Raw genomic sequence first — 13,787 nt, forward strand, 5'->3', positions numbered from 1 at the left:
TCCGTCGTCGGCAGCGTCAGATGTGTATAAGAGACAGGTCCCGCGCCCGTCCCGCCCGCGACGACCGGTACGGGGGGTCCCGTCGACGGCTACGACTTCGGCGCGCCGCGCAAGCCGGACATCGAGTGGGACGAGGGCTTCGAGTACGACTCGAAGGAGGCCACCTGGCACGACTACGTCGCCAAGGCCGAGTGGATGGCCAAGCTCGAGGCCGGCCGGGCGCTCAAGTCCGACCTCGACGACGCGACGGCGATGTACGCCCACTACTGGGACAACGACGGCGAACCGGCCCGCTTCGACTACGAGGAGGGCTACAAGGAGGACCCCGCCATCGCCGCCAACGTCAACGGCGAGGTGTCCCGCACGGCGGCGGCCGTCGACGAGATGGTCCGCAACGGCAACACGCACTTCAGCATGACGGGCGACGCCCACCCGGCCACCGCCTATCCCACGACCGAGAACTGGCAGAAGACGATCGGCGGCTACCAGCAGTGGAGCAGCGCCGACGTGACCGTCGAGAACGGTCAGGTGACGATGACGGTCACCGTCCACGCCGAGGACTATTACAACTTCAACCCGGGTCAGGCCGACATCGCCAGCGGCGCCGGTGACAACGAGAACGGCCGCTTCACCGAGATCGGCTGGGCCAAGCCGTTCCCGTCGAGCGGTGACGTCACGCGGACGGTCACGTGGCCGGTCGGCTCGCCGCCGCCCTCCGTCGACGTCGGCCCGGGCGACGTCGAGCGCACCCCCGGACTCGGTCGAGAGGACCGGGCCGACGAACGAGGAAGCAGCCGATGACCCGCGCCCGACGCGTCACCGCCGTGACGATGTCCGTGACCACCGCCCTGCTCGCCCTGACGACCGCCGCGTGCAGCACGTCGTCGCCCACGCCGCCGACCGACCGACCGAGGAGCACCGTGAACGCAGCGACGAAGACCGGCACCGGGCAGGTGCGCCACGACCTCGACCCGCTGACCAAGCGCTTCACCGCCCTCGGCCGGCCGGTCGCGGCGACGTGGATGTCGGGCACCCTGGACGGCGAGGCACCCGGGCCCTCGACGTACTGGATCGACGCCGTCGTCCGGCTGTCGCCCGACACTGCCACGGCCCTGCGTGCCCACTCCCCCGCACCGACCACGGAGACACCCGACGTCGAGGACGGCGTCCGCTCCGCCCTGCCCACCGGGCAGCTGCTGCGCTCCGACGCCCTCGACGCCGCCTTCGCCCAGGGCTCGTTCCGCGCCAAGGCCTACCTCGCGGCCGACTCCGACACCGTCGTGCTCGTGGCCCTCGGCCAGTGAGCCGCCCGCTCCGGGTCGGCGTCCAGCTGCCCGAGGTCGAGCGCCGGGTCGACTGGCCCGAGCTGCTCGCCATGGCCCGTACGGCCGAGGACGTCGGCCTCGACTCGCTGTGGCTCGGCGACCACCTGCTCTACGACCTGCCGGGCGGAGTCACCCGCGGGCCGTGGGAGGTGTGGACCTCGCTCGCTGCCGTCGCCGCGGTCACCTCCCGTGTCGAGCTCGGACCGTTCGTGGCCTCGACCGCCTTCCACGCGCCGGCCATGCTCGCGAAGATGGCCGCGACCGTCGACGGCATCTCCGGCGGGCGCCTGGTTCTCGGGCTCGGGGCCGGGTGGAACGAGCGGGAGTACACAGCCTACGGGTTCCCCTTCGACGAGCGGGTCTCCCGCTTCGAGGAGGCCTTCACCGTCATCCGCACGCTCCTGCGCGAGGGACGGATCGACCACCACGGCCGGTTCCACGACCTCACCGACTGCGTGCTCGACCCCGGGCCGACGCGGCCGGGCGGGCCCCCGCTCATGCTCGGCTCGACCGGGCCGCGCATGCTGCACATCGGCCTGCCCCACGTCGAGCTCTGGAACACCTGGTGGAGCCAGTACGCCAACTCGCCGGCGGAGTTCGCGCGCCTGCGCGAGCGCGTCGACGCGGCGGCCGCGGAGGCGGGCCGCAGGCCGGGTGAGGTCGGCGCCACCGCCGCAGTCCTGGTCCGGCTCGCCGGGGGCGCCGGACGGGTCATGGGCGACTCCCCCCATGCCGCGTCGGTCGCGCCCGTCAGCGGCGAGCCGGGCGCACTCGCCGAGCACCTGCACGCGATGGCCGAGGCCGGAGCGGTGCACGTGCAGCTCGTCCTCGACCCCATCACCGTCGAGAGCCTCACCGCCATCGGCCAGGCCCTCACCGTCCTCGACGGCTGAGCCGGCCCGGGCGCGCAGACGCGGTCCGAGGTGATCCGTCGCGGCTGGACGCGGCCGATCACCTCCACCCGACGGACGGACCGGCGGTTCGAGGTGATCCGTCGCGGCTGGACGCGTCCGCTCACCTCGACCCGACGCGGCACCACGCCGGGCATGCGGAAGGGCCCGCCCCGCCGAAGCGGAACGGGCCCTCCCAGAGGTGCTGCGTCGCAGCGTCAGATCACTTGAGGATCTTCGTGACGCGACCGGCGCCGACCGTGCGGCCACCCTCGCGGATGGCGAACTTGAGGCCGTCCTCCATGGCGATCGGCTGGATGAGCTCGACCTTCATGTCGGTGTTGTCGCCGGGCATGACCATCTCGGTGCCCTCGGGCAGGTGCACGACACCCGTGACGTCCGTCGTCCGGAAGTAGAACTGCGGACGGTAGTTGTCGTAGAACGGCGTGTGACGGCCACCCTCGTCCTTGGACAGGATGTAGACCTGCGCCTCGAACTCGGTGTGCGGGGTGATCGAACCCGGCTTGACGACGACCTGACCGCGCTCGACGTCCTCACGCTTCGTGCCACGGAGCAGGAGGCCGACGTTCTCGCCCGCGCGACCCTCGTCGAGCAGCTTGCGGAACATCTCGATGCCGGTGACGGTCGTCTTGGCCGGCGGGCCGGTGTGGATGCCGACGATCTCGACCTCCTCGTTGACCTTGAGGATGCCGCGCTCGATACGACCGGTGACGACGGTGCCACGACCGGTGATCGTGAAGACGTCCTCGACGGGCATGAGGAACGGCTTGTCGACGTCGCGCTCCGGCTCCGGGATGGCGCTGTCGACGGCGTCCATGAGGTCGAGGACCGACTGGCCCCACTCCGGGTCGCCCTCGAGGGCCTTGAGCGCCGAGACCTTGACGACCGGCAGGTCGTCGCCCGGGAACTCGTAGGACGAGAGCAGCTCACGGACCTCCATCTCGACGAGCTCGAGGATCTCCTCGTCGTCGACCATGTCGGCCTTGTTGAGCGCCACGACGATGTAGGGGACGCCGACCTGGCGGGCCAGGAGGACGTGCTCCTTCGTCTGCGGCATCGGGCCGTCGGTCGCGGCGACCACGAGGATCGCGCCGTCCATCTGCGCCGCACCCGTGATCATGTTCTTCACGTAGTCGGCGTGACCCGGGCAGTCGACGTGCGCGTAGTGACGACCCTCGGTCTGGTACTCGATGTGCGCGATCGAGATCGTGATACCGCGCTGGCGCTCCTCGGGAGCCTTGTCGATGTCCTCGAACGCGAACTGCGGGTTGAGGTCGGGGTACTTGTCGTGCAGGACCTTGGAGATCGCAGCCGTCAGCGTCGTCTTGCCGTGGTCGATGTGACCGATGGTGCCGATGTTGACGTGCGGCTTGGTCCGCTCGAACTTTGCCTTCGCCACTGTGTGTCCTCCTCAGGACTTTCTAGTGTTACGCCGTACGACCAGGGCAGGACGTGGCGCGATGGGTTGGGATTTCCGAAGAAAGAGACTACCGGGATGACCCGTCGTCACTCGCCGCGGGTCTTCTTGATGATCTCCTCGGCAACGGCCTTGGGGACCTCTGCGTAGGAGTCGAACTCCATGGAGAAGCTCGCGCGACCCTGCGTCTTGGACCGCAGGTCGCCGACGTAGCCGAACATCTCGGACAGCGGGACGAGGCCCTTGACGACCTTGGCGCCGCTGATGTCCTCCATGCCCTGGATCTGGCCACGACGGGAGTTGATGTCACCGATGACGTCGCCCATGTAGTCCTCGGGCGTGCGGACCTCGACGGCCATCATCGGCTCGAGCAGGACCGGGTCCGCCTTCTTGATGGCCTCCTTGAGGACCATCGAGCCGGCGATCTTGAACGCCATCTCGGACGAGTCGACGTCGTGGTACGCGCCGTCGACGAGCGTCGCCTTGATGCCGACGAGCGGGTACCCGGCGAGCACGCCGTACTGCATGGCGTCCTGGATGCCGGCGTCGACCGACGGGATGTACTCACGCGGGACGCGGCCACCGGTGACGGCGTTGACGAACTCGTACATCGAGCCGTCCTCGGTCTCGCCCAGGGGCTCGAAGGACACCTGGACCTTCGCGAACTGGCCGGAACCACCGGTCTGCTTCTTGTGCGTGTAGTCGTACTTCTCGACGGAGCGACGGATCGTCTCGCGGTAGGCCACCTGCGGCTTGCCGACGTTCGCCTCGACCTTGAACTCGCGCTTCATGCGGTCGACGAGGATGTCGAGGTGCAGCTCGCCCATGCCGGCGATGATCGTCTGGCCGGTGTCCTCGTCGAGGTGGACCTGGAAGGTGGGGTCCTCGGCCGAGAGCTTCTGGATGGCCGTCGACAGCTTCTCCTGGTCGCCCTTGGTCTTGGGCTCGATAGCGACCTGGATGACCGGGTCGGGGAAGGTCATGGACTCGAGGACGATCTGCTCGCTCGGGTCCGACAGCGTGTCGCCGGTGGTCGTGTCCTTGAGGCCGATGGCCGCGTAGATGTGGCCGGCGAGGGCCTCCTCGACGGGGTTCTCCTTGTTGGCGTGCATCTGGAAGAGCTTGCCGATGCGCTCCTTGCGGCCCTTGGTCGTGTTGATGACCTGCGAGCCGGCGGCGATGCGGCCGGAGTAGACGCGGATGAAGGTGAGCGTGCCGAAGAACGGGTGCGCGGCGACCTTGAAGGCGAGCGCCGAGAACGGGGCGTCCTTGCTCGGCTCGCGCGTCATCTCGACGCTCTCGTCGCCCGGCTTGTGGCCGATCATGGCCGGCACGTCGACCGGGGACGGGAGGTAGTCGACGACGGCGTCGAGCATCGGCTGCACACCGCGGTTCTTGAACGCCGAGCCGCACAGGACCGGGTAGAGCTCGGAGTTGACCGTCAGCTTGCGGATGCCGGCCTTGATCTCCTCCGGGGACAGCTCCTCACCGCCGAGGTACTTCTCCATCAGATCGTCGTCGGACTCGGCGACACGCTCGACGAGGGCCTGGCGGTACTCCTCGACCTTCTCGACCATGTCGGCCGGGATGTCCTGGATCTCGTACTTGGCGCCCATCGTGACGTCACCCTTGGCGTCGCCCGGCCAGACCAGGGCGCGCTTGTAGATGAGGTCGACGACGCCGATGAAGTCGTTCTCGGCACCGATCGGCAGCTGGAGCACGAGCGGCTCCGCACCGAGGCGGTCCTTGATCGTCTGCACCGTGAAGTAGAAGTCGGCACCGAGCTTGTCCATCTTGTTGACGAACGCGATGCGGGGGACGTCGTACTTGTCGGCCTGGCGCCACACCGTCTCGGACTGGGGCTCGACACCCTCCTTGCCGTCGAAGACGGCGACCGCGCCGTCGAGGACGCGCAGGGACCGCTCGACCTCGACCGTGAAGTCGACGTGGCCGGGCGTGTCGATGATGTTGATCTGGGTGCCCTCCCAGAAGCAGGTGACGGCGGCGGAGGTGATGGTGATCCCCCGCTCCTTCTCCTGCTCCATCCAGTCGGTCGTCGACGCACCGTCGTGCGTCTCACCGATCTTGTGGTTGACACCGGTGTAGAAGAGGACGCGCTCCGTCGTCGTGGTCTTGCCAGCGTCGATGTGCGCCATGATGCCGATGTTGCGGACCTTCTTCAGGTCCGTCAGGACGTCAAGTGCCACGTCAGTTGTCTCGTCTCATTCGTGTAGTGAAGTCTGCGGTGGTCCCGCGGCCGCCCGGCCGGACCGGGACCGGCCCGTGGGCGCCCCGTTCAACGCGGGCGGCTGTGGCCGGTGTTCCCCGGCCGGGTGCGGCGCCCTCCGCCGGAGCGGGGGCGCCGTGGCACCCGGCCTGGGGGTGCGTCACCAGCGGTAGTGCGCGAAGGCCTTGTTCGACTCGGCCATCTTGTGGGTGTCCTCGCGACGCTTGACCGCGGCACCGAGGCCGTTGGACGCGTCGAGGATCTCGTTCATGAGGCGCTCGGTCATCGTCTTCTCGCGACGCTGACGCGAGTAGCCGACGAGCCAGCGCAGGGCGAGCGTCGTGCTGCGGCCCGGCTTGACCTCGATCGGCACCTGGTAGGTCGCACCACCGACGCGGCGGGACTTGACCTCCATGGCCGGCTTGACGTTGTCGAGCGCGCGCTTGAGCGTCGCGACCGGGTCGGTGCCCGTCTTCTGGCGGCAGCCCTCGAGGGCGCCGTAGACGATCGTCTCCGCGATGGACTTCTTGCCGTCGAGGAGGATCTTGTTGACGAGCTGGGTGACGAGCGGGCTGCCGTAGACCGGGTCGACGACGAGCGGGCGCTTCGGAGCGGGTCCCTTGCGAGGCATCAGCTCTTCTCCTTCTTCGCGCCGTAGCGGCTACGAGCCTGCTTGCGGTTCTTGACGCCCTGCGTGTCGAGCGTGCCGCGGATGATCTTGTAGCGGACGCCGGGGAGGTCCTTCACACGACCGCCGCGCACAAGCACGATCGAGTGCTCCTGCAGGTTGTGGCCGACGCCCGGGATGTAGGCCGTGACCTCGATGCCGCTCGACAGGCGCACACGGGCGACCTTGCGGAGGGCAGAGTTCGGCTTCTTGGGAGTGGTCGTGTACACACGCGTGCACACACCACGGCGCTGGGGCGAGCCCTTGAGCGCCGGGGTCTTGGCCTTCGAGGCCTTGTCCTGGCGGCCCTTGCGGACCAGCTGGTTGATGGTAGGCAACCTGGTGACTCCGTAACGTTGCTGTTGTCGGTCGCCCGGGTGGGCGGCTCCTTGACTGTTCGGCTCCTCGACCCCCGAGGTCGGGTGTGTCCTGGGGCTGTCGGTGCCGGTTCTCCCCCCTGCACTCCCCACGGGCCGACGAGCGTCGGGCTCCGCGGGTTGCCCGGCGGGAGGTGTGCTCTGGACCCCGGTGATGTCGCCCCGCCGGAGCGGTGGACAGGGCACGAGGGCCGTCATCGCGTATGCCTGAGGGCATGCCTCAGACACAGTGTTCAAGCGTACCGGCGCGTGGCACGGCTACCAAATCGGTTCGAGCAGGGACATGAGCACGCGGAGCGCCGCCCGGAGCGGGCGCAGGGGTCACCCCGGGTCGGCGCGAGCGGGCTCCGCTCAGCCCAGGCGCCAGTCCCCCGCGTACATGTGCAGCACGGGCACGCCCAGGACCTCGCGGGCGCGCGAGGCCCAGTCGGTGTGGAAGGTGTCCTCGACGGCGTGGGGCTCGGTGACGACGACGACCTCGCGGGCGCCGAGGCGCGACACCTCCTCGACGAGCGTCGGCACGGGGTCGTCGCCCGTGATCTCCCCGGTCGCGGTGGCGGCGTGGCGGCCCAGCTCGGACAGCGTCGTCGACAGCGCGGTGTCGGCACCGACGCGCGCCTCCTCCCGGTCGACCGGGCGCAGGCTGTCGAGCGCCTCGCGCATCTCGAAGAGGCTCAGGTGGTTGAGGAACGTCGAGAGCATGTTGCGCTCGGTGTCGGCCGGCACGAGCACCCGGTAGGTCGGGGCCTCGTCGACGTGCAGGGCCACGATCTTGTCGACGTCGGCAGGCTTGAGCGCCTCCTCGGTGAGGATGATGATCGTCGGCGCGGGGGTCCCGGTGCCGCTGTCGGCACCGCTCGGTGCGGCTGTCGGTGAGACTGTCGGTGAGGCCGCGGGTGAGGCGAGGGGCGAGGCGGTCGCAGGGGCGGTCGCTGCGTCGCTGGGGGCGTCGGCCGTGGGCTCGGTCATGCCGGCCAGCCTATTTCAGACCGTGGCGCCGGCTGCAGGGTGACGCGCCTCGGGAGCACCCACGGGTGCGTGCCCTCCGCACCTTCGGCGCCTCAGCGGTTCGTCATGCGCCACCGGGCGAGCAGGACCCCCAGACGGTCCTCGACGGGCCGGGTCGAGGCTCCGGCGTAGGTGCCCATCATCACGAAGACGTAGCGGCGCCCGTCTGCGCCCGTGACGTAGCCGGCGAGGGAGGACACGCCCGTCAGCGAGCCGTTCTTGGCGCGGAGGTTGCCCGCTGCGGCCGTCCCCCGCATCCGGCCGGCGAGCGTGCCGCCGGTCCAGCGCACCGGGTCGGTGCCCGCCAGCGGCAGGGCAGCACGGAACGTCCCGGCCCACGACGTGCGCTGCACCTTGTCCAGGAGCGTGGCCAGCTGGTTCGGCGTGAGTCGGTTGGCACGAGCCAGGCCCGAGCCGTCGACGAACCGCAGCCCCCGCACGTCGATGCCGACCCGGCCCGCGAACGCCCGCAGCGCCGCGGTGCCGTCGGCCCAGCTGCCCGGCCGGCCGGTGCGCGCCCCGAGCGTCTTGACGATGGCCTCACCGTGCGAGTTGTTGCTCAGCTTGAGGAAGGGCACGAGCAGCTGGCCCAGCGTCATCGACGCGTGGCGGGCCAGCAGGGTCTGGCCCGACGGTGCCCGTCCCTTGACGGCGCCGCCGTCCACACGGATGCCGGCGGCGGCCAGCCGGTCACGGAAGGCCCGGGCCGCGAGGAGCGCCGGCTCGTTGACCGTCACCCACTTCTTCACCGTCGCGTGCCCTGCGCCGATGCGTCCCGACACCGTGACGAAGTTCGTCCCCGACCGGCGTGCGACCGACAGCGTCGTCGCCGACCCGGCGGAACCCGTCGTCGCCTGGTTGACGAGCGTGACCGTGCGCGCCGCCGACGGCGGGGTCAGCGTGAGGCGGGGTCGTGCCCCGACCGTGGCCGCGGGGGCGACGTCGACGATCACGGTGCCGGCGTCGTAGTCGGTGTCGGGCGCGAGCGTCAGGCCGGACACCTGGGCCGCGTAGTAGCTCGAGGCGTACGAGGTGGACCAGTACGGGCTGTACCGCTGGTCGTCGAAGTAGGTCGGGTCGCCGACGACGTCCCCGGACACGCGCGTCACGCCCTTGGACCGCAGGGCCGACGCCAGGGCCGTGAGGTCCTTCTCCATGAGGGTCGGGTCGCCGCGACCCTTGAGATAGAGGCGGCTGACCACACCCCCGGTGGGGGGCGCCGGCGCGAGCACGTCGGTGGTCCAGCGGTAGCCGCTGCCCAGGACGTTCATGGCCGCGGCCGCGGTGAAGACCTTCTGCGTCGAGGCCGGCATGAGGGGCGTGTTGGCGTACCGCACGTACACGGGCACCCGCGTCGACGCGTCCTGGACGGTCACCCCGACCCGGGCCGAGGCCGCGGTGACGCTCGGGTCGGTCATGAGCCGGCCGATCTCGCGGCGCAGGGCCGCGTCGCGCGACTGGTAGCCGACCGCCTCCGAGCCCGAGGGTGTCACCGTGACGAGCGCGAGCCCTGCGACGACGGCGCCGACGGCCACCCCCGCGGTACGTCGTCGGCGGCCCGGCCCCCGCTCCGGGCCGCGCGGTCCCGGCCGCCAACGCAGCGGGCTGGACAGGACACGCGTCGGACGGAGCACGGCGACCTCCAAGGGCATCGCGACCTCGGGTGCGCGTCCGGCGACCCGCGCCGCCGACCCGGTCACCCTGCCCCGCACGCTAGTCCGTTTTGCCCGGTATCGGCGCTTTGGGCAGCGACAAGGAAGTCCCGCCCGGCGACGGCCGCGGGGGCCGCCGAGACGGCCGCAGGGCCGGCTCCCCGGGTGGGGAGCCGGCCCTGCGGGCGGGTGTTCGCGCGGTCCGGCCTCGCGGCCGGGCCCTCAGAACTTGTCGAGACCGAGCGCCTCGTCGTCGAGGCGGATCGCCTCGCCGGAACCCGTCCCGAAGCCCGCGTAGTCGTACGCGTCGTAGCTCGGGAGCGAGTACATGGCGGCCTTGGCCTCCTCGGTCGGCTCCACCTTGATGTTGCGGTAGCGGGGCAGGCCCGTACCGGCCGGGATGAGCTTTCCGAGGATGACGTTCTCCTTCAGGCCGAGCAGCGGGTCGGACTTGCCCTCCATGGCGGCCTGCGTGAGCACGCGGGTCGTCTCCTGGAAGGACGCGGCCGACAGCCACGACTCGGTCGCGAGCGACGCCTTGGTGATGCCCATGAGCTCGGGACGACCGGCGGACGGGCGACCGCCCTCGGCCATCGCCTTGCGGTTGGCCTCCTCGAAGCGGCCCCGCTCGGCCAGCTCGCCCGGCAGCAGCTCGGTGTCACCCGACTCGATGATCGTCACGCGACGCAGCATCTGACGCACGATGACCTCGATGTGCTTGTCGTGGATCGACACGCCCTGCTGGCGGTAGACCGCCTGCACCTCGTCGACGAGGTGCTTCTGGGCGGCACGCGGGCCGAGGATGCGCAGCACCTGCTTCGGGTCGATGGCACCCTGCACGAGCTTGGTGCCGACCGCGACGTGGTCGCCGTCCTGGACGAGCAGGCGCGAACGCTTGCTGACCGGGTAGGCGTGCTGGTCCGAGCCGTCGTCCGGGGTGAGCAGGATGCGACGCGCCTTGTCGGTGTCCTCGATCTCGACGCGGCCGGTGGCCTCGGCGATCGGGGCGACACCCTTGGGCGTCCGCGCCTCGAAGAGCTCGACGACACGCGGCAGACCCTGGGTGATGTCGTCGGCCGCGGCCGCACCACCGGTGTGGAAGGTACGCATCGTCAGCTGCGTGCCCGGCTCACCGATCGACTGGGCCGCGATGATGCCGACGGCCTCGCCGATGTCGACGAGCTTGCCGGTCGCGAGCGAGCGGCCGTAGCACTTCGCGCAGGTGCCGACGCGGCTGTCGCAGGTCAGGACCGAGCGGACCTTGATCTCGTCGACACCGGCCTCGTAGAGGTTGCGGATGGCGACGTCGCCCACGTCGATGCCGGCCTCGGCCAGAACCGTGCCGTCGGGGCCCACGACGTCCTCGGCGAGCGTCCGGGCGTACACCGACGCCTCGACGACCTCCGAGAGGCTGCGACCGCCGGTGACCTCGTTGATCGCCGCGATCGGCAGCTTGAGGCCACGCTCGGTGCCACAGTCGTCCTCACGGATGATGACGTCCTGCGACACGTCGACGAGACGACGCGTGAGGTAGCCCGAGTCGGCGGTCCGGAGCGCGGTGTCGGCCAGACCCTTGCGGGCACCGTGGGTCGAGATGAAGAACTCGACGACGGTCAGGCCCTCACGGAAGTTCGCCTTGATCGGGCGCGGGATGATCTCGCCCTTCGGGTTTGCCATGAGGCCACGCATGCCGGCGATCTGACGGATCTGGAACCAGTTACCACCGGCACCCGAGGACACCATCCGGTAGATGGGGTTCGTGCGCGGGAAGTTGGTCTCCATCTCCTTGGCGACCTGGTTGGACGCCTGCGTCCAGATCTCGACGAGCTCCTGACGACGCTCGTCGTCGGTGATGAGACCGCGCTCGTACTGGGTCTGGACCTTCGCGGCCTTCGACTCGTAGCCCTCGAGGATCTCGGTCTTGTTGCTCGGCGTCGTGACGTCGGCGATCGAGACGGTGCAGCCCGAGCGGGTCGACCAGTGGAAACCGGCCTCCTTGAGGGCGTCGAGGGACGCGGCGACCTGGACCTTGGAGTAGCGCTCCGCGAGGTCGTTGACGATCGCCGACAGGCGCTTGCGGTCCACGGCCCGGTTCTCGAACGGGTAGTCCACCGGCAGCGTGTCGTTGAACAGCGCGCGACCGAGGGTCGTCTCGAGCGTCAGCGCCGGCACGAGGCCGTCCTCGCCGGCCTCGACACCCTCCGGCAGCGCATAGCCGAGCGGCGGGACGACGTCGGTCAGGCGCAGCCGGATCGTCGAGCCGAGCTGGATCTCGCCACGGTCGAAGGCCATCCGGGCCTCGGCCGGGGACGTGAAGGCACGACCCGCACCGAGACCACCACCGTCGACCGCGTCGGTCAGGTGGTAGATACCGGTGATCATGTCCTGCGTCGGCATGGTGACGGGGCGACCGTCGGCCGGCTTGAGGATGTTGTTGCTCGACAGCATGAGGATGCGGGCCTCGGCCTGCGCCTCCGCGGACAGCGGCACGTGGACGGCCATCTGGTCACCGTCGAAGTCGGCGTTGAAGGCCGAGCAGACGAGCGGGTGGATCTGGATGGCCTTGCCCTCGACGAGCTGCGGCTCGAAGGCCTGGATGCCGAGACGGTGCAGCGTGGGTGCACGGTTGAGCAGCACCGGGTGCTCGGTGATGACCTCTTCGAGGACGTCCCACACGACCGGGCGGGCCCGCTCGACCATGCGCTTGGCCGACTTGATGTTCTGCGCGTGGTCGAGGTCGACGAGGCGCTTCATGACGAACGGCTTGAACAGCTCGAGCGCCATCTGCTTGGGCAGCCCGCACTGGTGCAGCTTGAGCTGCGGGCCGACGACGATGACCGAACGACCGGAGTAGTCGACGCGCTTGCCGAGCAGGTTCTGGCGGAACCGGCCCTGCTTGCCCTTGAGCATGTCGGACAGCGACTTCAGCGGACGGTTGCCGGGGCCCGTGACCGGGCGACCGCGGCGGCCGTTGTCGAAGAGGCTGTCGACGGCCTCCTGGAGCATCCGCTTCTCGTTGTTGACGATGATCTCGGGCGCGCCGAGGTCGAGCAGTCGCTTGAGGCGGTTGTTGCGGTTGATGACGCGGCGGTAGAGGTCGTTGAGGTCCGAGGTCGCGAACCGGCCACCGTCGAGCTGCACCATCGGGCGCAGGTCCGGCGGGATGACCGGGATCGCGTCGAGGACCATGCCGGTCGGGTGGTTCGTCGTCGTCTGGAACGCCGACACGACCTTGAGGCGCTTGATGGCGCGGGTCTTCTTCTGGCCCTTGCCGGTCGCGATGATCTCGGTCAGCGCCTCGGCCTCGGCTTCGAGGTCGAAGGACTCGAGGCGCTTCTGGATCGCCGCCGCGCCCATGCCGCCCTCGAAGTAGAGGCCGAACCGGTCACGCATCTCGCGGTAGAGGATCTCGTCGCCCTCGAGGTCCTGGACCTTGAGGTTCTTGAACCGGTCCCAGACCTGCTCGAGCCGCTCGACCTGCTGGTCGGCGCGCTTGCGGATGTTGTTCATCTCGCGCTCGGCGGAGTCGCGGACCTTGCGCTTGGCGTCGGCCTTGGCGCCCTCGGCCTCGAGCGTGGCGATGTCCTTCTCGAGCAGCTGCGCGCGCGCCTCGACGTCGGCGTCGCGGCGGTTCTCGATCTCCTTCTTCTCGACCTGGATCTGCGCCTCGAGCGAGGGCAGGTCGGCGTGCCGCTGCTCCTCGTCGACGGACGTGATCATGTACGCCGCGAAGTAGATGACCTTCTCGAGGTCCTTCGGGGCGAGGTCGAGCAGGTACCCGAGGCGCGACGGGACGCCCTTGAAGTACCAGATGTGGGTGACGGGCGCGGCGAGCTCGATGTGGCCCATCCGCTCACGGCGCACCTTGGCGCGCGTGACCTCGACGCCACAGCGCTCACAGATGATGCCCTTGAAGCGGACGCGCTTGTACTTGCCGCAGTTGCACTCCCAGTCCCGGGTCGGGCCGAAGATGCGCTCGCAGAACAGGCCCTCCTTCTCCGGCTTGAGGGTGCGGTAGTTGATGGTCTCGGGCTTCTTGACCTCGCCGTGGCTCCACTGGCGGATGGACTCCGCGGTGGCAAGGCCGATGCGCAGCTCGTCGAAGAAGTTGACGTCGAGCACGTGGTTCCTTCTCTCGTAACTCTCGTTAAGTCTTTGGTCTGAGTGGTGTTCGTTGACGAGGGGACGTATGCCGCTGAGCGG

At 69.7% G+C, this 13,787-nt stretch carries 10 protein-coding genes; 3 read left to right on the forward strand and 7 right to left on the reverse strand.

Features of this window, described 5'->3' with window-relative positions:
- The first annotated feature begins 195 nt into the window (after nucleotides 1-195).
- The 3 genes from ACPYOM_RS05175 to ACPYOM_RS05185 are packed head-to-tail and all read left to right on the forward strand — an operon-like array spanning nucleotide 196 to nucleotide 2,218.
- Nucleotides 196-801 (forward strand): hypothetical protein, encoded by a 606-nt coding sequence (locus tag ACPYOM_RS05175; RefSeq protein WP_481345152.1) that lies wholly within the window; start codon nucleotides 196-198, stop codon nucleotides 799-801.
- Nucleotides 798-1,304, forward strand: a complete 507-nt coding sequence (locus tag ACPYOM_RS05180; RefSeq protein ID WP_481340697.1) for a hypothetical protein — start codon at nucleotides 798-800, stop codon at nucleotides 1,302-1,304. The genes ACPYOM_RS05175 and ACPYOM_RS05180 overlap by 4 nt, the downstream gene beginning before the upstream one ends.
- A complete protein-coding gene (locus ACPYOM_RS05185; RefSeq protein WP_481345153.1) occupies nucleotides 1,301-2,218 on the forward strand; it encodes an LLM class flavin-dependent oxidoreductase in 918 nt (305 codons plus the stop codon). The genes ACPYOM_RS05180 and ACPYOM_RS05185 overlap by 4 nt, the downstream gene beginning before the upstream one ends.
- 220 nt (nucleotides 2,219-2,438) lie before the next feature.
- On the opposite strand, the gene tuf is transcribed toward ACPYOM_RS05185, so the two are convergent.
- The 7 genes from tuf to ACPYOM_RS05220 all read right to left on the reverse strand — a co-directional run bounded on the left by tuf (nucleotide 2,439) and on the right by ACPYOM_RS05220 (nucleotide 13,706).
- Nucleotides 2,439-3,635 (reverse strand): elongation factor Tu, encoded by a 1,197-nt coding sequence (gene tuf / locus ACPYOM_RS05190; RefSeq protein ID WP_481340695.1) that lies wholly within the window; start codon nucleotides 3,633-3,635, stop codon nucleotides 2,439-2,441.
- 107 nt (nucleotides 3,636-3,742) lie between these two features.
- Complete coding sequence (fusA, locus tag ACPYOM_RS05195) at nucleotides 3,743-5,860, reverse strand: elongation factor G (protein WP_481340694.1); 2,118 nt, start codon at nucleotides 5,858-5,860, stop codon at nucleotides 3,743-3,745.
- 180 nt (nucleotides 5,861-6,040) lie between these two features.
- The gene (rpsG, locus tag ACPYOM_RS05200) at nucleotides 6,041-6,511 is read right to left on the reverse strand and encodes a 30S ribosomal protein S7 (protein WP_481340693.1); all 471 of its coding nucleotides are present in this window, start codon (nucleotides 6,509-6,511) and stop codon (nucleotides 6,041-6,043) included.
- Nucleotides 6,511-6,885, reverse strand: coding sequence for a 30S ribosomal protein S12 (gene rpsL / locus ACPYOM_RS05205; protein ID WP_076264083.1), 375 nt, complete (start codon nucleotides 6,883-6,885; stop codon nucleotides 6,511-6,513). Before rpsL ends, rpsG begins: the two co-directional genes overlap by 1 nt.
- 390 nt (nucleotides 6,886-7,275) lie before the next feature.
- Nucleotides 7,276-7,893 carry a hypothetical protein gene (locus ACPYOM_RS05210; RefSeq protein WP_481340692.1) on the reverse strand — a complete coding sequence of 206 codons (618 nt, stop codon included), beginning with the start codon at nucleotides 7,891-7,893 and terminating at the stop codon, nucleotides 7,276-7,278.
- Between the two features lie 92 nt (nucleotides 7,894-7,985).
- Nucleotides 7,986-9,632, reverse strand: coding sequence for a D-alanyl-D-alanine carboxypeptidase/D-alanyl-D-alanine endopeptidase (gene dacB, locus ACPYOM_RS05215; RefSeq protein ID WP_481345154.1), 1,647 nt, complete (start codon nucleotides 9,630-9,632; stop codon nucleotides 7,986-7,988).
- Between the two features lie 174 nt (nucleotides 9,633-9,806).
- Nucleotides 9,807-13,706 (reverse strand): DNA-directed RNA polymerase subunit beta', encoded by a 3,900-nt coding sequence (locus tag ACPYOM_RS05220; RefSeq protein ID WP_481345155.1) that lies wholly within the window; start codon nucleotides 13,704-13,706, stop codon nucleotides 9,807-9,809.
- Nucleotides 13,707-13,787: the final 81 nt, after the last annotated feature.

This window comes from Monashia sp. HAY1-2A (assembly GCF_056755315.1).